The 22,693-nt window shown below is 70.3% G+C and carries 22 protein-coding genes; 18 read left to right on the forward strand and 4 right to left on the reverse strand.

Annotated features, from left to right (window positions below; all coding sequences use genetic code 11):
- Positions 1–611: 611 nt before the first annotated feature.
- Positions 612–2,063, reverse strand: coding sequence for an amidase (locus tag OG417_RS00935; protein WP_329248254.1), 1,452 nt, complete (start codon positions 2,061–2,063; stop codon positions 612–614).
- Positions 2,064–2,491: 428 nt separating this feature from the next.
- Between OG417_RS00935 and OG417_RS00940 the strand changes: the two genes are divergently transcribed.
- The 14 genes from OG417_RS00940 (at position 2,492) to OG417_RS01005 (ending at position 16,372) form a co-directional block, all read left to right on the forward strand.
- Entirely contained in the window at positions 2,492–3,286 is a 795-nt protein-coding gene (locus OG417_RS00940) for an IclR family transcriptional regulator (protein ID WP_329248256.1), read from the forward strand.
- 41 nt (positions 3,287–3,327) lie between these two features.
- Complete coding sequence (locus OG417_RS00945) at positions 3,328–3,807, forward strand: pyridoxamine 5'-phosphate oxidase family protein (RefSeq protein ID WP_329248259.1); 480 nt, start codon at positions 3,328–3,330, stop codon at positions 3,805–3,807.
- Positions 3,808–4,024: 217 nt separating this feature from the next.
- On the forward strand, positions 4,025–5,293 hold the full coding sequence (locus tag OG417_RS00950; RefSeq protein ID WP_329248262.1) for a M20 family metallopeptidase: 1,269 nt from the start codon (positions 4,025–4,027) through the stop codon (positions 5,291–5,293).
- Positions 5,290–6,270 carry an ABC transporter permease gene (locus OG417_RS00955; RefSeq protein ID WP_329248265.1) on the forward strand — a complete coding sequence of 327 codons (981 nt, stop codon included), beginning with the start codon at positions 5,290–5,292 and terminating at the stop codon, positions 6,268–6,270. The genes OG417_RS00950 and OG417_RS00955 overlap by 4 nt, the downstream gene beginning before the upstream one ends.
- A 46-nt stretch (positions 6,271–6,316) precedes the next feature.
- On the forward strand, positions 6,317–7,501 hold the full coding sequence (locus OG417_RS00960) for a substrate-binding domain-containing protein (RefSeq protein WP_329248268.1): 1,185 nt from the start codon (positions 6,317–6,319) through the stop codon (positions 7,499–7,501).
- A 51-nt stretch (positions 7,502–7,552) separates the two neighbouring features.
- The gene (locus OG417_RS00965) at positions 7,553–9,070 is read left to right on the forward strand and encodes a sugar ABC transporter ATP-binding protein (protein WP_329248270.1); all 1,518 of its coding nucleotides are present in this window, start codon (positions 7,553–7,555) and stop codon (positions 9,068–9,070) included.
- A 96-nt stretch (positions 9,071–9,166) separates the two neighbouring features.
- Positions 9,167–10,135, forward strand: coding sequence for an ABC transporter permease (locus OG417_RS00970; RefSeq protein ID WP_329248273.1), 969 nt, complete (start codon positions 9,167–9,169; stop codon positions 10,133–10,135).
- Between the two features lie 33 nt (positions 10,136–10,168).
- Positions 10,169–11,227: a sugar kinase gene (locus OG417_RS00975; protein ID WP_329248275.1), complete on the forward strand. Its 1,059-nt coding sequence runs from the start codon at positions 10,169–10,171 to the stop codon at positions 11,225–11,227.
- Between the two features lie 29 nt (positions 11,228–11,256).
- Positions 11,257–11,907, forward strand: a complete 651-nt coding sequence (locus OG417_RS00980) for a bifunctional 4-hydroxy-2-oxoglutarate aldolase/2-dehydro-3-deoxy-phosphogluconate aldolase (protein WP_329248278.1) — start codon at positions 11,257–11,259, stop codon at positions 11,905–11,907.
- Positions 11,904–12,782 (forward strand): amidohydrolase family protein, encoded by an 879-nt coding sequence (locus tag OG417_RS00985; protein ID WP_329248281.1) that lies wholly within the window; start codon positions 11,904–11,906, stop codon positions 12,780–12,782. The genes OG417_RS00980 and OG417_RS00985 overlap by 4 nt, the downstream gene beginning before the upstream one ends.
- A gap of 1 nt (position 12,783) precedes the next feature.
- On the forward strand, positions 12,784–13,929 hold the full coding sequence (locus OG417_RS00990) for a pyridoxal phosphate-dependent aminotransferase (RefSeq protein ID WP_329248284.1): 1,146 nt from the start codon (positions 12,784–12,786) through the stop codon (positions 13,927–13,929).
- 69 nt (positions 13,930–13,998) lie between these two features.
- Positions 13,999–14,670 carry a Type 1 glutamine amidotransferase-like domain-containing protein gene (locus OG417_RS00995; RefSeq protein WP_329248287.1) on the forward strand — a complete coding sequence of 224 codons (672 nt, stop codon included), beginning with the start codon at positions 13,999–14,001 and terminating at the stop codon, positions 14,668–14,670.
- Positions 14,671–14,735: 65 nt separating this feature from the next.
- Entirely contained in the window at positions 14,736–15,665 is a 930-nt protein-coding gene (locus OG417_RS01000) for a phosphotransferase (RefSeq protein WP_329248290.1), read from the forward strand.
- A 47-nt stretch (positions 15,666–15,712) separates the two neighbouring features.
- Positions 15,713–16,372, forward strand: coding sequence for a ComEA family DNA-binding protein (locus OG417_RS01005; protein ID WP_329248293.1), 660 nt, complete (start codon positions 15,713–15,715; stop codon positions 16,370–16,372).
- Positions 16,373–16,412: 40 nt separating this feature from the next.
- Here OG417_RS01005 and OG417_RS01010 read toward each other — a convergent pair whose 3' ends face one another.
- On the reverse strand, positions 16,413–16,763 hold the full coding sequence (locus tag OG417_RS01010) for a hypothetical protein (RefSeq protein WP_329248297.1): 351 nt from the start codon (positions 16,761–16,763) through the stop codon (positions 16,413–16,415).
- 127 nt (positions 16,764–16,890) lie between these two features.
- Between OG417_RS01010 and OG417_RS01015 the strand changes: the two genes are divergently transcribed.
- Positions 16,891–17,292: a hypothetical protein gene (locus OG417_RS01015; protein WP_329248300.1), complete on the forward strand. Its 402-nt coding sequence runs from the start codon at positions 16,891–16,893 to the stop codon at positions 17,290–17,292.
- 71 nt (positions 17,293–17,363) lie between these two features.
- On the opposite strand, the gene OG417_RS01020 is transcribed toward OG417_RS01015, so the two are convergent.
- The gene (locus OG417_RS01020; protein ID WP_329248303.1) at positions 17,364–17,858 is read right to left on the reverse strand and encodes an NUDIX domain-containing protein; all 495 of its coding nucleotides are present in this window, start codon (positions 17,856–17,858) and stop codon (positions 17,364–17,366) included.
- Between the two features lie 68 nt (positions 17,859–17,926).
- Between OG417_RS01020 and OG417_RS01025 the strand changes: the two genes are divergently transcribed.
- Positions 17,927–18,457, forward strand: coding sequence for a GNAT family N-acetyltransferase (locus OG417_RS01025; protein WP_329248306.1), 531 nt, complete (start codon positions 17,927–17,929; stop codon positions 18,455–18,457).
- Between the two features lie 3 nt (positions 18,458–18,460).
- Positions 18,461–19,681, forward strand: a complete 1,221-nt coding sequence (locus OG417_RS01030) for an FxsB family cyclophane-forming radical SAM/SPASM peptide maturase (RefSeq protein WP_329248309.1) — start codon at positions 18,461–18,463, stop codon at positions 19,679–19,681.
- Here the strand turns inward: OG417_RS01030 and fxsT are convergent.
- Positions 19,678–22,212 (reverse strand): FxSxx-COOH system tetratricopeptide repeat protein, encoded by a 2,535-nt coding sequence (gene fxsT, locus OG417_RS01035; RefSeq protein WP_329248313.1) that lies wholly within the window; start codon positions 22,210–22,212, stop codon positions 19,678–19,680. The two genes, OG417_RS01030 and fxsT, sit on opposite strands and share 4 nt — an antisense overlap.
- A gap of 230 nt (positions 22,213–22,442) precedes the next feature.
- On the opposite strand from fxsT, the gene OG417_RS01040 reads away from it, so the two are divergent.
- The gene (locus tag OG417_RS01040; protein ID WP_329248317.1) at positions 22,443–22,589 is read left to right on the forward strand and encodes a hypothetical protein; all 147 of its coding nucleotides are present in this window, start codon (positions 22,443–22,445) and stop codon (positions 22,587–22,589) included.
- The last annotated feature ends 104 nt before the right edge of the window (positions 22,590–22,693 follow it).

A 22,693-nucleotide genomic window follows, 5' to 3' on the forward strand; every position in this document is an offset into this window, starting at 1 on the left:
ACCTGGCGGTGGATGAAGAAGCAGGCCACGCACTGTCGAAATAACTCGATGGGTACGGGTTGCAGCACGGGCATGGCAAAGTTGATCGACGCTGTGGTAGTCAGGCGGAGTGGAGTACTTCTTCTACTGCCGTGACAAGCCGGATGTCGGGGATCTGCGTTGAGATGGCCGAAGAGCACTGGGCGTTCATGGACGGATACGCCGACAGAATGATCGCTCGCGGTCCCACGCTGACGCCCGACGGCGACGGGGCGACCGGCAGCGTGCACATCGTCGACCTGCCCGATGCCGACGCCGCGTTCGCGACCTGTCCGTGCATAGCGCCGAACACCTCGCCGCGATCACCGCCCGCCTCAACGGCCGGCCACGCAAAACGCTCGGCTGGCAAACCCCAGCCGAGCGTCTCGCTAAGCTCCTGGCAACAGCCAGTTGATCACTCGCGTTGCAACGACCCCTTGAAACCTTCCATCATGGAAGGGGGCTTTTTGGTGTCCGTACAGCAGCGAAGTACGGCAACGCCTGCGAATCGTTTTGTCGGCAAGCCGCTTGAGCGCCTTAAGGGTCTTCTCGTGGGAGATCTTGCCATATCCCGGCCAGCCGGCCAGTACCCCCTACTTCGGCGCCTGGAAGCCGCCGGTCTTCTGCTCGAGCAGTTCGGCCAGCCGCAGCGGGGTGCGGTCCTCGAACATCGGACCGATGAGCTGCACTCCGACCGGCAGGCCCTCGGGGGACAAGCCCGTGGGTATGGCGGTGGCGGGCAGGCCGGGCATGGTGGCCAGGCCGGCCCAGACGAGCTGGTCGAAGTACGGGTACTCGGCGCCGTCGATGTCGATGCGTCGTTCCAACGGATTGGGGTTGTGGTCGTGCGGGAACGCGGGCGTCGGCGTGATCGGGCACACCACGGCGTCGAACTCGGCGAACAGTTGCCGCCAGCCGTGGCGGTGGACCTCGCGGCGGTTGTTCGCCTCCATCCAGTCGCCGTGGCTGAACAGCATGGCGCGCAGCCGCACGGTGTCAAGACTCTGGTCGTCCGCGCTCAGCCCGGCGACGCGGGTCCGCAGCCGCTCCTGCGACTCAATGGGAAAACGCGCGACAGAGCCCGAAATCAGCAACTGCATGTAGAGCGTCGCGGCTTCGGTCAGATCGGGCAGCAGCGGACTGTGCCGTTCGACGCGGGCACCGCCGTCGACGAGCGCGTCGGCCACCCGGTTCAGGCCCGCCCGTACGGCGGACCCGGTCGGAATGAGCGGATGCTCCTCGAGGACCAGGACCCGGAAGTCGCGGAGCCGCTCGTGGCGGGCGGGCGGCAGTGCCAGACGGTGCGCCACGCCGAGCGTCAGGGGGTCCGGTCCGGCCATGACGTCGAGCAGGAGCGTGAGGTCGCGGGCGGCGCGCGCCATCGGACCGACGACGGCGAGGTCGAGGTCGACCGGCAATGCCGGCGCGGACGGCGGGACCATACCGCGGTTGGCCGCCAGTCCGAGCGTCGGCTTGTGCGCGTAGACGCCGCAGAAATGCGCGGGGGTGCGCAGCGAGCCGGCGATGTCGGAGCCGATGGACAGCGCGCCGAACCCGGACGCCAGGGCCGCCGCCGACCCGCCGGAGGATCCGCCCGACGTGCGACCGCGATCCCACGGGTTGGTGGTGGTGCCGTAGATCTCGTTGAAGCTCTGGATATCTTGCAGCCCCAACGGCACATTGGTCTTGCCGAGCACCACCGCGCCCGCGTCCTTGAGTCGCGACACCTGTACCGCGTCCTCGGCCGGCATATAGTTCCGGTGCGGCGGCATGCCCCAGGTCGTGGGCAGCCCGGCGATGTTGTACGACTCCTTGACCGTCACCGGAACGCCGAGCAGCGGCCGGTCCTCACCACGCGCGCGTGCCTGGTCGGCACGGTGTGCGGCGGCCCGCGCCCGGTCGAAGTCCGGCACGCAGATCGCGTTGATCACCTCGTCGTCGCGCTCGATACGGGCGATCGCCTCGTCGGTCAGTTCCACCGAGGTCACCGCACCGGCGCGCATTGCGGCAACGAGTTCTTCGGCCGTCAGAAAGCTCCATTCCATGAATGCGAAGCTATCGACCTGCCACAGAGGGCACGAAACTCCGGTTCGCACAACAGGAAGGTCGAACGGACCACCTCCACCGACCAATTAGCGCAATCAGCCCACCACAGAAGGTGACTCTGCACAGGTCACAGCGCCGACAGTGAGCCGACTCCACCCGCGCAGGCCATGAAATGCCGCATCGCGCAACAGGATGTATGTCTCAATTCTTGTCCGCGACCGCCGGCATTCCCGATCACCCATTGAGCTTTACCCAACACATGGCTCGTCGACGGGCAATTGTCGTCATGTTCTCAACGTCCGCTCATGCCGCCGATCGCGCACTCGGGTTCTCGAGCAGACTCGACGCCCACCGGCCTGGTCAGGGGGCCACCGCACGCGCGATCCACGGTTGACGGCATTCCGGACATACCGCTACCTTCGCTGGTGTGGACCCTAAGTCCAAAACCTCGAGCGAGGCCACCGGCTCGGCGAAGGCGCTCGTCAAGGGCATCGCGCTGATCGATCTCCTTGCCGCCGCCCCGCAGGGTCTCAGGCTCACCGACGTCGTCCGCGAGGCCGAACTGCCCAAGGGCACGGTCCTGCGGCTGCTCGACACGCTGCTGGACGCGGATCTGATCCGTGAGATGGACGGCGTCTACCGGCTCGGGCCGAGATGTGCGGCGTGGGGCTCGGCGTTCCTCGACGGTCTCGAACTCCGGTCCCTGGCCAGAGACCTGCTGGAGAGGCTGGTCGAGATCAGTGGCGAGACCGCGCACCTCGGCGTCGTCGACGGGACGCGAACCCTGTACATCGACAAGATCGACAGTCCGCACTCGCTGCGAATGTTCTCCCGGGTCGGGCTGCGCAGCCGGCTCTACTGCACGGGCCTGGGCAAGGCGCTGCTGGCCTTCTCCGGTGATGCGCTGGTCGACGAGGTGATCGCGGAGGGGCTGGTCCGGCTCACCGAGAACACCATCACCGACGTCGAGGAGTTGCGCGCCGAGATGGCGCGTATTCGCAGGTCGGGCTATTCGATCGACGACGTGGAGAACGAGGAGGGCGTCCGCTGCACCGGGGCGCCCGTGTTCGACCACAACGGGGAGGTCGTGGCGGCGATCAGCGTCGCCGGGCCCATCCACCGGATGACCCGGGAACGGCTCGCCGACCTGGCACCGAAGGTCGCCGAGGCCGGACTTGAGCTGTCGAGCCGGATCGGATTCGCCGGGCGGCCGGGACGTTGAGCCCCGCGGCCCGGCCTCAGGACGGCCGGAAGGAGAACACCATGGCCCAGACGGACAACGGCGACGAGAGCTGGCGCGGCAAGGTCGGCGCGCTGGAGTCGGACGAGATCACCGCGTTCCTGGCCGAACCCCATATCGCGCGGCTGGCATGCCTCGACGACGAGGGATGGCCGTACGTCGTGCCGTGCTGGCACGAGTGGGACGGCTCCTCCTGGTGGGTGGTCCCGCGCGCCAAGTCGGTGTGGGCCCGGTATCTCAAGCGCGATCCCCGATGCGCGATCACGATCGACGAGGCCGGTACCCAGCGCAAGGTGGTCGCCCAGTGCACCGCACTGCTGGTCGAGGAGCCGAATGTGGGTGGCGCCTGGGTGCCGATCGCCGAACGCATGTCGTCGCGTTACCTGGGCGGCAACGGGGCCGCCTACCTCGATCCCACCCGTGACCGGCCCCGCTGGCTGTTCCGGCTGCACCCGCGCCGGCTGACCACCTGGCAGGGCAACGACTGGGCGCCGAAGTACTGAGGTGCCCGGCGTGCCGTCGGCATAGCGTCCTCACGTCCCGCCCGGGGGTGTCCTCACCGCCGGGCGATGACGCATGCCCTCGTACGGGTCGGTGGACGCCCTCGAGACCCGCGTTCATCAGGCGAAACGTTATGGTTGACCCTTGACTGCTTTTAGAGGACGCCCCTAATGTGGCGCGAAGTCTGGACTAGAGGTCCACTTCCCCCCGGAGTGCGTCATGGCAGGCAGCAGATTCCCCTCGTCCGTCGTCGAGTTGACGTCGGAACTCGTCTCCGCCGCGAGTCCGAACCCGCCCGGTGACGAGACGGCGGTGGCGGCGGTCATCGCCCGTGCACTCGCGGACCGCGGCCTTCCGAAGCCGGTGACGATCAGTCGCGCCGCGCATCGTCCGAACCTCGCGGTGACCCTCGACTTCGGGCCCGGCGGCCGGCACCTGTGCCTGTGCGGGCACATGGACACCAAGCCGGTCGGGGACGCGGAGTGGCGCGTCGACCCGATGCGCGCGACCATCGACGGCGATAGCCTGTACGGTCTCGGCTCCGCCGACATGAAGGGCGCGCTCGCCGCGATGATCGAAGCGGCGGCCGCGCTGGTGTCGTCCGGCCCGCGCGCCGGACGACTGACCCTGCTGTTCACCGCCGACGAGGAGGACGGCGCGTCGTACGGCGCGCGCTTCCTGGCCGACGGCGCGCTGGCCGAGGCGGGGGTGCCCAGGCCGGACGCGGTGGTGATCGGGGAGCCGGGCGGCCTGGACGCCGATTGGGACCTGCTGCACCTCGCGAGCCGCGGTATCGCCCGGATGCGCCTCACCGTGGCCGGCGACCAGGGACATTCGAGCCTCTCCGCGCGGACCGGCGCGGTGAACGCCTCCGTGGAGGCGGCTCGCCTGCTCACCGCGTTCGCGGACCGGTTCGATCCCCGGGTGCCTGCTCGTGAGGGCGCACCACACGGGTGGGAGGCGACGGCCAACGCGGGTCTGCGCATCGGCGGAGGCGTCGGATACGGCGTCATCCCGGGAGAGGTCCACTTCGACGCCGAGGTGCGGCTGTTGCCCGGAATGAGCCGGGCCGACTTCGAGGCGGATCTCGAGTCGTTCCTCGACGCCGAACGGCTGGCGAACCCGCGGCTGCGGGCGCGGGCGGCCTTCGACGAACCGCCGTGCGACTGGCTCGACGGCACCGAGGTCGTCGCCGATCATCCGGTCGCGGAGGCCACCCGTACGGCATTGGCCGAGGTACTGGGGACCGCACCGGCGGACAGCGTCTTCCCCGGGACCACGGACGCCGCCTGGCTCCAGGGTCTGGCGGGCCTGCCGACGCTGCCCGCCGTCGGACCCGGCCTGCTGGCCCGCTGCCACGGCGCCGACGAGTGGGTCTCCATCACCGCGGTCGAGCAGGCCGTACGGATCTACCGGGAGATCGTCATGAACTACTGCTCTCCGTCCGCCGCCGCTCCGGCGGCCGGCTCCGGCGAGGTGAGCCGATGACGGCGGCCACGCAGAGCGTCACGGACCGCTCGTCATTCGCGGGGGCACGGATGAGGATCGTGACCTCGCTCGGCGGGATCGTGATCGTGCTGGTCGCGGCGGCGATTCTCACGCCGTCCTTCTACGGTTCGGCCAACCTGAACGATCTGTTCCGTCAGATCGGCTTCATCGGCGTCGCCGCGATCGGCCAGACGTTCGTCCTGCTGGTCGCCGGTATCGATCTGTCCGTGGGGGCGATGCTCGGTCTCGCGATGGTCGTGTCGGCGCAGCTCACCGGTGGTCACAACGACGCCCTGGCGGTCGCGGTGCTCGCCGCGCTGGGACTCGGACTGCTGGGCGGAGCCCTGAACGCCGGCCTCGTGGTGGGCCGCCGGGTGCCGCCCTTCGTGGCGACCTTCGCCACCTTCACCCTGATCGAGGGCGGCATCAGCGCCTGGACCAAGGGCTCACCGAGCGGCCAGGTACCGCCCAGGCTCAGCTGGGTGGGGGCCAAGAGCATCGCCGGCATCCCGACCCCGATTCTGATCTTCGTCGTACTGCTGGCCGTGGCCGCGTTCGTGCTCGGCCGCACCTCGTACGGGAGGCGGATCTACGCGACCGGCGCGAATCCCGCCGCGTCCCGGCTCTCCGGTGTGCCGGTCCGCGCCGTGATCACCTCCACGTACCTCATCAGTGCCGTCCTCGCGCTGATCGCCGGCCTCATGACCTCCGGTTACACCGGATATGTCGACAACTACCTGTCGCACAACCTGAACCTGGACTCGATCGCCGCCGCCGTCGTGGGCGGCACCGCGCTGACCGGCGGGAAGGGCGGAGTCGGCCGGACGACGATCGGCGTCGTGCTGATCGCCGTGCTCATCGACTTCTTGGGGCTGCTCGGCGTCGGAAACGCCGGCCAGCTCCTGATCGAGGGTGCCGTCATCCTCGGCGCGGTCTGGTTGCAGGGCCGCGGCCGGTCCGCGGCGAAAACAGGCTGAGCCTCGCTCGCGTGCCCCGGGCACCGTCCCCCAGCAAGGAGATCGCATGAAAGCCCACCGGAACCCCGCTCTTTCACGGTTCGCCGTGCTCGCCTCGACCGCCGCTCTCGTCCTCGCTGCCGGCGCGTGCAGCACCTCCCGGCAGGTCGGTGGCTCCAACTCGGCCGCGGCGGAGGACTGCGGCGGGAAGTCCACCGCCCAGAAACAGATCGACGCCGTCTGGCAGAAGGCGGGAGCCAACCTGGGGCTGTCGGGCCTGCGGCCCGCGGAGACGAACGTCTGTCAGGTCGACACGAGCAAGTACAAGAAGAACGGCCCGTACACCATCGCCTATGCGTCGCAGGGTCCGACCAACTCCTGGGCGATGGAGGCCGACTACTTCATCAAGAACGAGGCCGCGAAACAGAACGCGAAACTGCTGTACGCCTCGGCCAACGGCGACGCCGGCACCCAGGTGAACAACATCCAGGACCTGCTCGCGCAGAAGCCGGACGCGCTGATCGTGCAGCCGATGGGCTCCTCCGTCGTGGGTCAGGTGCGGCAGGCCGCGCAGCGCGACATACCGGTCGTCGTCTGCACCGGGCGCCTGCCCGACGGCACGCCGGGTGTGGTCTCGACGGTCGGCCGGTCCTATGAGCTGCAGGGCACGCTGCTGGCCACCTGGCTGGCGAAGAAGATCAACGGTAAGGGCAGGATCGCTATCCTGTCCGGCATCCCGGGCGTGCCGACCACCGAGTACGAGTACCAGGCGGCGAAGAAGGTCTTCGCGGGTTACCCCGGCATCCAGGTGGTCACCCGCCAGTACACGCACTGGTCGCCGACCGAGGCCAAGAAGGTCGCCGCACAGCTCGCGGTCCGCTACCCGAACCTGGACGGGATCTGGACGGACAGCGGCGTCAGTGAGACCGGCGTCATCCAGGCCTACCAGGCGGCGCACCAGAAGATCCCGCCGATGACCGGTGACTCCTCGAACGCCTTCCTCCGCGCGGCCTCGACCGCCTCGGGGGTGCAGTTCGCGCAGTCGGCGTACCCGCCCGAGCAGACCAGGACCTGCCTCGACACGGCCGTCTCGGTCCTGCAGGGCAAGAAGGTGGCCAATGTCGTCGAGGTGAACTCGGCCGTCTACACCAACGCCGAGCTCGCCAAGTACTACCGCAAGGACTGCACGGACAACCTGTGGATCCCGACCGAGCTGACGATGGCCGAGGCGAAGAAGCTCAAGGTCTGCTGAGCCGGCCGCGGTCCCTGAGCCGGACCGCCCACGATCGAGGAGGTGAGCGGCATGCCTGAACGGGCGCCGCTGCTGGAGGCGCGCGGGATCACCAAGTCGTTCCCCGGCGTGAAGGCGTTGCAGAGCGCCGACCTGACCTGCGAGGAAGGGAGCGTACAGGCGGTCGTCGGCGAGAACGGCGCCGGGAAGTCGACCCTGATGAGCATCATCACCGGGGTACGGCGTCCCGATGAGGGCCGCCTGTCGTGGCGCGGCGAACCCCTGGAGCTCGGCAGCCCCGCCGAGGCGCTCTCGGTGGGCATCGCGGCGGTGTACCAGGAGCTCACCATCCTCCCGTACCTGTCGGTCGCCGACAACGTCCTGCTCGGTCAGGAGATCGCCCGGCGCGGTGTCCTCGACCGGGCCGCGTCGCGGCGCCGGGTCACCGAGGTGCTGACCGAGCTCGGGCTCGGCGACCTCCGCCCCGACGTGCTCGCGGGCGAGCTCTCGGTGGCCCAACGACAGCTGCTCGAGATCGCTCGGGCCCTGGTGCGCCAGGCGCGGCTTCTCATCCTGGACGAACCGTCCGCGGTGCTCTCCGGCGACGAACTGGAACGGCTGTTCGCCGTGGTGCGGCGGCTTACGGCTCAGGGCGTGTCGATCATCTACATCTCTCACCGGCTCGACGAGATCGAGGAGATCGCCGACCGGGTGACGGTGATGCGGGACGGTGCGGTGGTCTCCAGCGGGCCCGCGAGGGAGTACGACCGGGCCCGCATCGTGCGGGAGATGGTCGGCCGGGACGTCGACCAGACGTTCCCGGAGGCGGCCGCACCTTCGGAAGACGTCGTTCTCGACGTCCGCGGGCTGGTCCTTCCCGGCACCGAGCCGGAGGGGATCAGCTTCTCCGTCAGAGCGGGCGAGGTGGTCGGGCTCGCCGGGCTGATCGGCTCGGGACGCAGCCGCATCCTCCGTGCGCTGGCCGGCCTGGAACCGGTCCACGGCGGAGAGGTCCGGATCAACGGCCGTCGCCTGGGCCGAGGCGGGGTGCGCGCCGCGATCCGGCAGGGAGTCGTGCTCGTCCCCGAGGAACGCAAGGTCGACGGTCTCGTCCTCGACCTGCCGATCTCCGCGAACGTCACGCTTCCCGTGCTCTCCCGCATCGGGCGTGGCGGGGTGCTGAGCCGTGCGGCCGAGCGGGCGATGGCCGAACGCGCGGTCGAGCGGCTGCGGATCCGGACCTCGAGCGTCGACCGGCCCGTCGGTGAGCTGTCCGGTGGCAACCAGCAGAAGGTCGTCCTCGCCAAGTGGCTGGAGACCGATCCGAAGGTCCTGCTGCTCGACGAGCCGACCCGCGGCATCGACGTCGGCGGCAAGGCCGAGATCTACTGGGCGATCCAGTCGCTGCGGGAGGCCGGCCTGGCGACCGTCCTGGTCTCCTCGGAGCTGCCGGAGCTGCTCGGTCTGTCCGATCGGGTGCTCGTCTGCCGCGACGGTGCGCTGACCGCCGAGCTGGCCGGGGAGCAGGCCGACGAGGAGACGGTCATGTCCCATGCGTTCGGCGAGCTGGAAGCGGACACGAGCCGATGATCCGCGACGAACAGGGGAGCGAGGAACCATGACCGAGCGAAGCGAGGGAATCGAAGACACGCCCCTGTGGTCACGCCCTCCGACGAAGGAGGACTCATGACCGCACAGGCACTCGGTCGCCCGCACGAAGTACGCAGGCGGCTCGCGTCGATAGGCTCGAACGGCACCGTCGTCTGGCTCGTGTGCCTCCTGCTGGCGATCTTTCTCGCCGTTCGCAACCCGGGGGTCTTCCTCGGCCAGGAGAACATCGCCAACCTGCTGTCGCAGACGGTCGTGCTCGCCCTGGTGGCGATGGGCGAGATGCTCGTCATCCTCACCGGGGGCATCGACCTGTCGGTCGGCTCCATGGCGACACTCACGGCGGTGCTCACCGCCGGGCTGATCGACGGCTACCCGATCCGCGTGACCCCGGTCCTCATCGGCGTCCTCCTGATCGGCGTGCTGACCGGCGTCTTCCACGGGTTCCTGGTCACCAGGGCGCGGATGGTGCCCTTCGTGGTCACCATCAGCACGTTCTACCTCTTGGAGGGCATCGCCTACGCGTACTCCTCCACCCCGGTCGGCGCGATCCCCGACGATCTGGCCCGCTTCGCCGTGCTGAACGTGGGCCCGATCCCCGTGATCTTCATCATCGTGCTGGTGATAGCGCTCGCCCTCGCCTGGGGGCTGTCGCGTACCCGTCTCGGCCGGCACATCTACGCCACCGGAGGCGACCCGGCCATCGCCCGCAGCGCGGGAATCAACGTCACGCGGGTCACCATCACGTGCTACGCGATCTGTTCCGCGCTCGCCGCGCTGGCCGGCTTCATGCTCGCGAGCAAGGCGACCGTCGGAACCCCGTCGGCGGGCACCGGCCTGGAACTCTCGGCCATCACCGCGGTCGTGCTCGGCGGGACCTCGATGTTCGGGGGCCGCGGAAAGATCGTCGGAGTCGCGGGCGGGGTGCTGCTGCTCGCCCTGGTGGAGAACACCTTCACGCTGCTGCACGTCTCGAGCTTCTACCAGGATCTCGTGCGCGGTGCGGTGATCGTCGCGGCGGTCGCGGTGTTCACCCGCAAGGACTGAACGCTTCCCACCACGATGCCAAGAGGACGGACAGTGTCATCTCCCTTCACCGCTGCGGACTCCGCCTCCCGGCCGGGCCATGGACCGGAGCCGGACCCCGCGGGTCCGCAGCCCTCGCGGGGACGCGTCGTCGGGATCGGTGAAGCGCTGATCCGTCTCACCACCCCCGGGCATCTCCGGCTCGAACAGGCCGGCACGCTGGAGATCTCGGTGGGCGGAGCCGAGCTCAACGCCCTCATCGCGCTCGCGCAACTGGGTTACTCCACCAAGTTCGTCACCCGGCTCCCGGACAATCCCCTCGGGCGGCGGGTGGCCGAACACGCGCGGCGGTTCGGCGTCGGCGTCTCGGCGGCCTGGGAGGCGGACGGACGTCAGGGGCTGTACTTCGTCGAGCCCGGCGCCCAACCCCGGGCCACCGAGGTGCTCTACGACCGCGCCCGGTCGGCCGCGTGCGGCCTCGCCCCCGGCCAGGTCGACTGGGCCGCGACTCTTGCCGACACGCGGGCGCTGCACTCCACCGGCATCACCTGTGCCCTCGGGCAGGGCCCCGAGGACGCGCTCGCCGAGGCGTTCTCCCACGCTCGGGAGGCCGGCGTCACCACGAGCTTCGACCTGAACCACCGTTCCCGGTTGTGGTCGCCGGATCGGGCCGCGGCCGCGTTCCGGCGCATGGCACCGCTCGCCGACGTCATCTTCGCCTCGGCCCACGACCTGGCGCTCGTGCTGGGCCACACCGGCGAGCCGGACCGGCTGGCGCAGGAGTTCCGCACTTTGGCGGGCGGCCCGGTCGTGGTGCTGCGCGACAGCACGCGTCCCGCCCCCGACCGGGTCAGAGTCCAGGTGACGGTCGTGGCGGACACGGCGGTGACGGGAGCGCCGGCCGAGGCGGAGGTCGTCGACGCGTTCGGCGCGGGCGACGTGGCCGCCGCCGCGTACCTTGCGGCCGCGCTCGCCGGGACGGACGCGGCCACGGCCGCCGGCGTGGCCGCGCGAGCCTGCGCCCACATGCACACCGTCCCCGGTGACGGCTGGGTGCTGCGGGCCGGCGAACTGGACCCAGGTTACGGCGATGGCCGCCGGATCCTGCGATGACACCGTCTCGATCCGAGGAGGAAACACCAGTGGACACCAGCCGTCCGACGGCGCTCGCCGAGACCGAGGATCGCATCCGGGCCGGCCGGATCGTGGCGGTGCTGCGGCTGCGGGACCACCGGCATGCGGTCGAGGTGGCCGAGACACTGGCCGAGGCCGGCGTGACCGCGCTGGAATTCACCCTCGACCATCCGGACTCCCTGGCAGCGGTGGAACGGGTGGCCGCCAGAATGCCCGGCACGGTCGCCGTCGGAGCGGGAACCGTACTGAGCCCGACGCAGGTCACGGCCGCGCGGGACGCGGGCGCGCGGTTCGTCGTGTGCCCCCATACCGACCCCTTGATCATCACCACCGCGATCGGCTGCCGGCTGGCTCCGCTCCCCGGGGTGACGACCCCGACGGAACTGTTCGCCGCGCAACAGGCCGGGGCGCGTCTCCTCAAACTCTTCCCGGCGGGCCCGCTCGGCATCGGCTACCTGAAGGCGCTGCGAGGACCGTTCGAGCACGCGGAACTGGTCCCGACCGGCGGGGTGGAGATCGACACTATCGGCGACTGGCTGGCGGCCGGCGCGACCGCCGTCGGCGTGGGATCGTCGCTGGTGGACCGTACGGGCGCACTCGACGGGCTGGCCGACCGTGCCCGGCGTGCCGTCGCGGCCGCACACGGCGGTGCCTCGTGATCATTGATGCCCATCTGCACGTGTTCGCCGCGCATTCGCCGCGCCGTCCCCGGACGGTGGACGAGCTGGCGCCGGCCGAGCGCACCGCGCCGATCGAGGACCTGACCTCCGTCATGGCCGCGGCGGGTGTCGACCGGGCCGTGCTGGTGCCGCTCGGCCCCGAGGACGACTATGTGACCGAGTGCCGGCGCGCCCGTCCCGGCACCTTCGTCACGGTCGCGGTGGCGGACGACGAGACGACCGGACGGCGGCCGGGGCTCGACCCGGTGGGAAGGCTGCGTGAGCGGGCCGAGACCGCGGGCTTCGCGGCCCTGCGCATGAACTGGCTCGGCGAACCGCGGCTGCCCCTCACCGAGTCACCGGCGTTCGGCGTCCTCCGCGAGCTCGCCCGTACCGGAACGGTGCTGTGGTTCTACGCCCCGCCCGAGCAACTGCCGCTGCTGGCCGAGGCGGTGAGGGCGCTGCCCGATCTGCCCGTCGTGCTGAATCATCTGGGCTTCTGTCCCGAGAACATGACCGTCGACCCGCATGGCCGGCCCCGGTTCGACACCGTCCTGCCTCCGCCGACGCTGCCCGCCGTACTGCGCCTCGCCCGCCATCCGCAGGTCCGGGTCATGTTCTCCGGGCAGTACGCGTTCTCGCACCGCGCGTATCCGTACCGGGACCTGGACCCGCTCGTCGGCGAGGTCTTCGAGGCCTACGGGGCGGACCGCCTCATGTGGGCCTCGGACTACCCGTGGACACGGGACGTGCCCGGCTACGCGTCGCTGCCGGCCCTGGTGGAGCACCAGCTTCCAGGGCTCACGGCAACGGAGCGAGCGGCGGTGCTCGGTGGCACCGCGAAGAACCTGTTCGCCGACGTTTGGGGGAAATGACATGTCCGTACCGGCAGCGACCGCCGCGACGATGCCACGATCCGGCATTCGCGAGGTCATGGACCTCGCCTGGGCCACACCGGACTGCATCCACCTGGAGGTGGGAGAGCCCAGCTTCCCGACGCCGGCGCACATCGTCGAGGCCGTCGCCGAGGCGGTCCGCACCGGCTGGACGAAGTACGTCCCGAACGCGGGCATCGGCGAGTTGCGCACCGCACTGGCCGAGAAGATCGCCGTCCACAACGGGTTCACGGTGTCACCGGACCAGGTGATCGTGACCAGCGGTGGCATCGGCGCGTTGTTCACCGCGATGCTCGCGGCCGGGGAACCCGGTCAGGGAGTTTTGATCCCGGACCCCGGATGGCCCAACTTCGCGATGATCGCCCAGCTCCACGGACTTCGGGCGCAGCCGTACCACCTGCGCGCCGAGGAGGGGTTCCTGCCGACCGTGGAAGCCCTCGCCGCCGCCGCGGACGCGGGCACGCGCGTACTGATCCTCAACTCGCCGTCCAACCCGCTCGGCACGATCACCCCGGCCGACCGCCTGCGGGACATCCTGCGGTTCGCCGCGGAGCGGGACCTTTGGGTGATCTCCGACGAGTGCTACGACGCCATCACGTTCGACGACACGTGGACCAGCACGGCCGCGGTCGGCGAGCAGGATCGCGTCATCACGGTCGGCACCTTCTCCAAGACCTATGCGATGACCGGGATGCGGGTCGGCTACGCCGTCGTCCCGCCGGTGCTGTCACCGGTGCTGGCCAAGCTCCAGGAACCGACCGTGGCCTGCGTGAACGCCGCCGCCCAGCGCGGCGCGCTCGCCGCGCTGCGCGGGCCGCAGGACGAGGTGCGACGGATGCGCGACGCCTACCGCGAACGCCGCGACGCGCTCGCCGCGCTGCTCGACCGGCTCGGCGTGCGCTACATCCGGCCGGCCGGCGCCTTCTACATGTGGGTGGAGATCGCCGACCGCGCCGACGACGCGCACACGTTCGCGATGGAACTCCTCCGCAAGCGGGCCGTCGCGGTCGCGCCCGGCACGGCGTTCGGCGCTTCCGGCGAAGGCTGGGTCCGCCTGTCCCTGGCCACCGACCTCGACACCCTGCTGGAGGGCGCTCGCCGTCTCGCCGACTTCACGCTCGGCTGAGGCCGAGTTGTTCACCGCCTGAGCGGCCGGCCCCGCCGTCTCCGGCCGGCGTGCGACAGAATCGGGGCCATGCGCATGCTGCTGACCTCGAACGGACTGGCCAACGACACACTGCGACAGGCGTTCGCGGAGTTGCTGGGCAAGCCCTGCGCGGAGGCCCGGGTCGTCGCGATCGTGACCGCCTCGCTGGGCCAACCCGGCGACCACGGCTGGTTCGTCGAGGCACTCGCCGACCTGCACGGCATGGGCTGGGGCGAGCTCGACGTGCTCGACCTGGGCGGCCTGCCGCGGGACGTGCTGGAGGGACGTCTGGGCCGGGCCGACGTCTGGTGGGTCACCGGCGGCAACCAGTTCCATCTCGCTCAGAGCATCGCCCGCGCGGGCCTGGCCGAGGCGTTCCCGAGGCTGCTGCGCGAGAAGGTGTACGTCGGCACCAGCGCCGGCTCGATGATCTTCAGTCGGCGCTTCGACGAGCGGGCGGCCGACCTGCTCGGTGACCTGGCCGACCTCCACCTCCTCGGCGAGGAGCGGATCAAGCCGGCCTGCCCGCTGTTCGACTGGTACGTCAAGCCGCACCTCGACTCCCCGTCCTTCCCCGACCGCGACGAGGCGTGGGCGGACCGGCTGGCGGCGAGCGTGGACTTCCCGCTCTACCTGCTCGACGACGACTCGGCGATCCGGGTCCGCGGCGACGAGGTGGACGTCGTCTCGACCGGGCGCTGGCGGCTGGTCGGGCGATGACGGCGCCGAGGCCGCCGCGAGAAAATCGGAGGACACCCGCGGTCGCCTACGGTCAGGATGGCGACATGACGATGCACCCCGACCAGCTCCACGTCGACGCGCAGACCGTCCGCCGGCTGGTCGAGGCGCAGTTCCCTCAGTGGCGCGGACTGCCGGTCACCGAGCTGCGCACGCCCGGGACCGTGAACGCGATCTTCCGGATGGGCCACGACCTGGCCGCCCGCTTCCCGCTGGTCGGTCACGACCCGGCACAGGCCCGCGCGTCGCTGATGGCCGAGGCCGAGGCCGCGCGCGAGCTGGCCGGCGCCGCCACCGTGCCCACCCCGGAGCCGGTGGCGATCGGGGAGCCGGGCGCGGGCTATCCGCTGCCGTGGAGCGTCCAGACCTGGCTGTCCGGCCACGACGCGACGGTCGAGGACCCCGCAGGGTCGAACGCGTTCGCCCATGACCTGGCCGAGCTCATCGCCGGGTTGCGCGCCGACGACACCCGTGGGCGACGCTTCGGCGGCACCGGTCGCGGCGGGCACCTCCCGGACCACGACGAGTGGCTCGAGACATGCTTCCGGCAGAGCGAGGACCTGCTCGACGTCCCCCTCCTGCGGCGGATCTGGGCGGAGCTTCGGACGCTGCCCGAGGTCGACGAGGACGCGATGTGCCACGGCGACCTCATCCCGCCCAACGTCCTCGTCGAAGACGGCCGTCTCGTCGGCGTCGTGGACGGCGGCGGCTTCGGCCCGGCGGACCCGGCGCTCGACCTCGTGGCGGCCTGGCACCTCCTCGACGAGACCCGGCGCGGCATCCTCCGCCGCGAGCTCGGATGCGGCGACGTCCAGTGGCGGCGCGGGATGGCCTGGGCGTTCCAGCAGGCGATGGGGCTGGTCTGGTACTACCTCGACTCCAACCCGACGATGAGCCGGTGGGGCAGGCGCACCCTGGACCGCATCGTCGATGCCTGGACCGCGTCCCGTGGGAAGGAAAGCGTCGTGTTGGGGTGATCCGGTAGTCCCTCCGGCCCGTCCAAGGGACAACAGGGAGGACACCCATGGGCAGAAGGACCCGCACGGCCGTCAGCTTGATCTGGGCGCTCGTGCCGCTGATCACTCTCGGCATCGGCACGACGCTGGTCTTCGTGTTTCCGGCGATTCGCCTGCGCAAGGCGATCCACTGGCTCGCGGTGGTCGGCTACCTGGCGCTGACGGTCACGTGTTTCGCCACGACGAACTCTCCCGACTCCTCGGTGAGGAGGACCGTGTTCGCCGCGGCGATCGTCGTCCTGTGGCTCGGCGGCACGGCGCACGCGTTCGCCATCCGTTCGCGGGCTTTCGCCGCACGGCCGCCCCTGCCCCCTCGAACACCCCCGACCCCTGACTACGAAGGCGCCGTCAGGATCGCCACCGGGCGGCGGGAGCTTCGCGCCGCGGCGCGCGAGACCGCGCGTGACCCCGTCATGGCATGGGAGCTGCGCATCGGGCGGCCGGATCTGCCGCGCGGGTTCGACGACGGTGGCCTGATCGACGTCAACCATGTGCCGCCGTACGTGCTGGCGCAGCTGCCGCGCATGAACACCGAACTGGTCGACCGCATCGTACGGGCACGCGAGCAGTGCGGCGGGTTCACCTCCGTAGAGGAGCTGTCGGCGCTGGCGGAGCTGCCGCCCACGCTGACCGAGACACTCGGGGAGTACGCCATCTTCCTGCCGTAAGGACCTCCCCGCCCCGCGCGCCGGACGAGCCCTGGTCGAGTCATCGCCTGTGTCCGAGGAGATGCGCGAGGCGTTCCGTCGCGGAGGTGCTCTCGGCCCCGCCGACCGGGTCGTCGTACATGACGCCCCGTAGCCGGTCCGGAATCACCGACGCGGCGTACGTCAGGCAGCGGTCGGCGATGCCGGCGGGCGCGTCGTGCGGTTGTCCGGTCGCCACGGCCAGGTCCCATCCGTGGGTGACGGTCTCGACGGTGAAGCCGCGCGCCGCCTCCAACGCCGTGCACGGCCCCCACGGCGCGGTGACCTCGTCCGTGCCGGCCAGTCGCGACCAGGCGTCGCCGATCGAGCTTGCCAGGGCCGCGTAGTCCTGTCGTTGCTGCGTGAAGGCCACGGCCACGAGACTACAAATGATCTATGACAGGCGTCCGACCCGTTGTCGTCCGCCAGGAGCCGCGCGACGGTCGCGCGAAATGGGTTCGGTAATCCGCACGGGCTCTTGAGTGGGCTAGAGTCGCCGAATGGTCGCAGATGGAGCGCGCTGGGGAAAACGTCTCGGTCTGATGGCCCTCGGGGCGGTCGTGGGAATCATGTTGACCGTAACGCTCTTCGTCGTGTCGACATGGCCGCGATCCACGCTCGTCCATCGTGAAGACCAGCCGCCGACGGTCCGCTATCAGGACGGGCACACGCACCACCTGGGTCTTTACCACGAACGGACACTGCTCCATGGCGAGTCGTACCACCTCGTAATCGGCAGCGACCCGGGCCTTTCCTACGGGCACCGGGTCGACATCAGCGCCACCGTTGACGGGACTTTCGGTGTCCGGGCGGCCGAATGGACGGCCGCCGGAGTGCGCATCCGCTTCACCACCGGGCATGAGCTATTCGTCCCCGCGACCATGTTCATCGGCGGACGGTGAGCAAATAGGGTCAGCAGTGGCCCAGGTTCGGACGCTAATGCCCAATCGCGGTTTTTGTGGTTAGTTACCGCTCACAGGCCGAGTCTCATCACCTGCGCGGGAACGCCGTGGGTGAGCAGCGCCGCCAGCGGCGTGGCGAGGTCTCCGGGGGAGAACAGGTCGGGGCCGCGGTACGGGGCGATGTCCTGGGGCCGCCACCATCGAAGGTCGCTGATGTTCTCGGCGGCGAGTTCCTCGTCGGACAGCGTGCCACGGGGATCGAACGACTCGGTGCGGACGAGGAAGTAGTCGTTCACCACGCCGTCGTGGCCCGCGACGTAACCGGGCGACTCGACCCGCTGCCGCCACACGTGCGGCGGGTCGGTGCCGAGGACGCGGCCGACCTCTTCGAGCAGCTCGCGGCGCAGGGCGGTGAGGGCCGGTTCGCCTGGCTCGAGGCCCCCGCCCGGGGCCACCCACACGACGGCCGGGGCCGGGTCCGGAACGGCGCATCGGCACAGCAGGACGCGGTCGTCTTCGTCCAGGACGATGGCGCGCACCGAGTGCCGCAGGTTCGGCGACGACATCCGGAAAGGCCAGCCGTCCCACTCGTCCGGGCTTTTGCGCTTTGCTGCCAAGAGTTACTTTTCTCGGCGTGAGGTTGCTTGTGGGGGAACGCATCTCCCTGTGGCCGGTGGCCGCCGAGGATGGGGAGGAGTTCGTCGCGCTGGCACGGGACAGCGCGAACATGCACCGTGGGCTGATCTTCGCACCCACGGAGGCGACGGAGTTCGCCGAGTATCTCGACCGGTTCGACGGGGTCAACGCGGTCGGGTTCGTCGTACGGGTGAACGCCACGCGGCAGCTCGCCGGGCTGGTCAACATCAACCAGATCGAGCGGAAGGCGCCTGATCCGCGGGGCTCGCTCGGCTACGGGGGCTTCGCGGCGACCTCCGGGCACGGGTACGTGGCGGAGGCGGTACGGCTGGCCGTCCCGTACGCGTTCGAGGAGCTCGGGCTCTCCCGGCTCGACGCCTACATCCAGCCGGCGAACGCGCCCTCCCGCCGGGTGGTCGAGGAGGCCGGGTTCCGCCCGGTGTCCTGGGACCGGAAGATCATCCACGTGGGCGGGAAGTCGCGGGAACACGAACGGTGGACCCGGACCAACGGTAACGGCGGTTCATGACCTATGACGTCATCGCGGCAGGAGACACCCGGCACACCGGAGTGGCCGGACACCCTCGACGTACGGGCGCTGCTGGGCAGAGGCTGGCGGCCCACGCCGTTCCGAGAGTTCATCCTCAAGGTGCACAGCCGCTGCAACCTGTCGTGTGACTACTGCTACATGTACGAGATGGCCGACCAGAGCTGGCGCCGTCAGCCGCGGAAGATGGCCAAGCCGACCATCGACCAGGTCGCCATGCGGATCGCCGAGCACGCGCGGGCGAAGCTGCTCGACCGCGTCGACGTCACCCTGCACGGCGGCGAACCCCTCCTCGCCGGCGTCGACCACCTGCGGTACACCGTGGAGGCGGTGCTCACCGCCTGTGCGCCGGACGTGCGGGTGCGGTTCAACGTCCAGACCAACGGCATCCTGCTCGACCCGCCGGTCCTCGAGCTCTTCCGCGAGTACGGCGTGCAGGTCGGGGTCAGCCTCGACGGCGACGAGGAGGGGCACGACCGGCACCGCAGGTGGGCGAACGGCCAGGGCAGCTTCTCGGCCGTACGCGCGGGCGTGGAGCGGCTGCGCGCCGCGCCGTACCGCCACCTGTTCAACGGCCTGCTCAGCACGGTCGACATCCAGAACGACCCGGTGCGCGCGTACGAGGCGATGCTGGAGTTCGAGCCGCCCGCCATCAACTTCCTGCTCCCGCACGGCAACTGGGACACGCCGCCGCCCGCACGGCCGCCCGACGACTCGACTCCGTACGGGGACTGGCTCGTCGCCGTCTTCGACCGCTGGTACCGGTCGCCGGAGAAGGCGACGCAGGTACGCCTCTTCGACGAGATCATGATGCTGCTGTTCGGCCGGCCGTCGACGGGTGAGGCGGTCGGCCTGTCCCCCGTCGCCATCGTCGTGGTGGAGACCAACGGTGAGATCGAGCAGGTCGACACGCTGAAGTCGGCGTACGAGGGAGCGACCGGCACGGCGCTCCACGTGTCACGCGACCCGTTCGAGGCCGCGTTGCTGCTCCCGTCGATCGCGGCCCGGCAGATCCGCGGCCTGGCGCTGGCCGAGGAGTGCCAGGAGTGCCGGCTGCACCAGGTCTGCGGCGCCGGCCACTACACGCACCGCTACCGGAGCGGCCGCGGCTTCCGCAACCCCACGGTGTACTGCCACGACCTCCAGCGGCTGATCACCCACATCCACGCCGAGGTGTCGCGGGACCTGGAGGCGCTCAGAGGTTAGATCGGGGGCGGGTCGAAGTCGGCGTCCAGGTGCCGGCCTTCGAGGAAGACCTGGGCGTCCGGGTGGTTCAGCCCGACGGTCCGCTGGTAGCCGGCCCGGGTCTGCTCGCTCAGCTCCTGGGCGCGTTCGGTCCGCCCGGCCGCCGCCAGGTCGGCCGACAGGTTCGCGGAGCCGGTCAGGGTGAGCGGGTGATCCTCGCCGAACAGGCGGTGAAGGCGCCGCAGCGTGTCCTCGCCGAGCTCGCACGCCGCGTCGATCTCTCCGAGGGTGGCCAGGTCGCTGGCGAGGTTGACGGCCACGGTGAGCGAGTAGTGGTGGTCGAGGCCGAGCCTGGCCTCCAGACCCGCGAGCGCCCGTTCGTTCAGCTTCCGCGCCTCCTGCGGATTGCCCTGGACACGGCGGAGGACGGCCAGGTTGCTCAGGCACGCGAGGCTGAACGGATGGTCGGCGCTGAAGACCTTGGCGTACCGGGCGGCCGAGTCGGCGACGAGGCCCGTGGCCTCGTCGAGCCGGCCGACGGTGCGCCACAGGTTGGACAGGCACATCGCGGCCGCGAGAGTGTCGGGAGAGTCGAGGCCGAACAGCCGGGTGCAGCGGTCCTGCACCTGGACCGCCATCTCCTCGGCCCGCTCGAGTTCGCCGTACCTGCGCAGCGCGATCGACAGGTCCTTGCCCGTACGGAGTGTCCAGTTGTGCTCGGCGCCCAGCGCGTCCAGGCCGATGGCGTAGGCGTCGTCGCCGAGGTCGCACGCCTCGGAGTAGTCGCCGGTCAGCCGTACCGCGCGGGCCAGGCCGTTCAGCGCGTTGAGCAGGCTGGCCATGATGGTGCGGCTCTCCTGCCGCTTCCAGCCGATGAACGACCGGTGGTGCAGTTCCCGCGATCGCGCGTAGTCGCTGATCAGGCCGTAGTCGATGGCGAGGTTGTTGACGGCGCGGAGCGTTCCCGCGTCGTCGGGGCCGTACTTTTCCTCGTAGCGGCGCAGCGCCTCGCGGTCCCGGTCGAGCGCGGTGCGGAAGTCGCCCGCGGCGCGCAGGTCGGCGGCCGACCCGCGCAGCGCCAGGAGGGTGACGTCGTTGTCGGAGCCCAGCACCTTCTCCGCGGCGGTGAGGATCTCGACGTTGAGCGCGGACGCCTCCTCGTAGTTCCCGAGTTCGCGAAGGGTGTTGGTCTGCGCGAGCTGGACCTCGATGACGTCGCGGTGCTGCGGCCCGGACTCGGCGCTCCACCGCTCGATGAAGTCGTCGGCCAGGGTCTGGGCGGAGTGGTAGTCGCCGGAGCTGAACAGGTAGCGCAGCATCCGGATGGCGAACTCCCGTACCTCGCGCGCCGGGCAGTCGGACACCTTCGCGGGCGCCAGGTGACCCAGGAGGTCGCCGTACCTCGGCCAGCTCGTGTCGTCGTCGGGGTCGCCGGCGTTGTACGCGGCCAGCAGCAGGTGGACCTCGTGCTGGATCTGCTCCTGCTCCTCGGGGGACAGCTCGTCCTGGACCAGCTTCTGGACCAGCCGGTGCACCTGGATGGTGCGGCCGGGGATGTCGAGCCGGGCCAGGGCGTACCGGCCTAGCTCGCCGACCGCGCGGCCCAGCCGGATCGGGTCGGAGATCAGGGCGGCGACCTCGGGCCGCAGCCCCGGCGGCGCCTTGCCGATGGCCTCGCGCGGGATGGGCTCGGAGCCGAAGAAGGCGCAGACCCGCAGCAGATCGACGGCCTCCGGGAGGCTCTCGCTGAGGTTGGCCACCGACACGCTCCACGCGGCGGTCATGGGCACCGGGTACTCCGCCGGCCGGCCCTGGGAGAGCAGCTGGCTGGTGCGGTCGGCGAGCTGTTCGAGGTACTCCGAGGCGCTCATGCCGCGTTCGAACAGCAGCGCTCCGGCCTGCTCCAGCGCCAGCGGAAGGTCCCCCAGCTGCTCCGCCAGGCGCGCGGCGTCCTCGGCTGTGATCGCGCCGCGCACCCGCTTGGTGAGGAACTCCACGCTCTCCTCGCGGCGGAACACGTCGACCGGGACGGCGTCGAAGAGGCTCTCCCAGCGGTGGTTGCGCGAGGTGATGAGCACGTGCCCGGAGTCGCGCGGAATGCTGTCGAGCAGGTCTTCGGGCTGGTCGGCGTTGTCGAACACCAGCAGCCACTTGTCGTAGGGCTCACCGCGGCGCAGGGCGTCGAGCACCTCACGGGCCGCGTCCTCGATACCGCTCACCGCGGCGGGCGGCAGCCCGAGGTGGGGGGCGAGCTCGGCCAGGGCGGTCTTGACCATGAAGGGCTGGTCGGAGGGGATCCACCAGACGACGTCGTAGGTGTGCCGGTAGCGGTAGATGTACTCGACCGCCGTCAGCGTCTTGCCGACCCCGCCCAGGCCGTGCAGCGCGTGGGGTTGCGGGACCACGGCGGTGACCTGGCTGGCGATCCCCTCGCGGAGGGCGGCGAGCAACTCCTCGCGGCCGGTGAAGTTCTTGTTGCGCTGGGGAACGTTCCCCCAGACCGGGGGAACGCGCATGTCCTGCGTCGCGCCGGTCTTCTCTGGCCCCGCCACTCGGTTCACCTCCGCGTCACCCGGTCTCCCCGATGATTAGCAAGACTATGTCCGAAACGGCGCATTCATCTACGCAACGAGGGAATCTTCCCGCCCCTGTGTGTCATACGACGCATACGGCTGCGGGCGGCCCGGAAAGACAGTTAGCGCCGCTTGAAGGAAAATGCAGGAAATCGAGTTATATTGTGGGGACAATCCGGACCGGGCAGCGGACTCACCGGGGAGGCATCATGCCACCGCTCACCATCGACCTGCGGGGAGTCACCTCCGACCTCCTGCGATCCGCCGACAACCCCGTGCTGGCGAGCGCCGTCCTGGAGGCGATCCACCCGTCCCGAGAGGTGACCGACGGGGCAGGATTCGACAACAAGCTCTGACGCGGGGCTTTCCAGCGGGCCCGGCGACTTCCACATTCGGCCAGACTTCCGCCTTGACTTCGTTGGCTTCGCGGCACCGGGCGGGTGTAGGTGTCGTCGTCATC

The organism is Actinoallomurus sp. NBC_01490, assembly GCF_036227085.1.
In the GTDB taxonomy this organism is placed as follows: Bacteria; Actinomycetota; Actinomycetes; order Streptosporangiales; family Streptosporangiaceae; genus Actinoallomurus; species Actinoallomurus oryzae.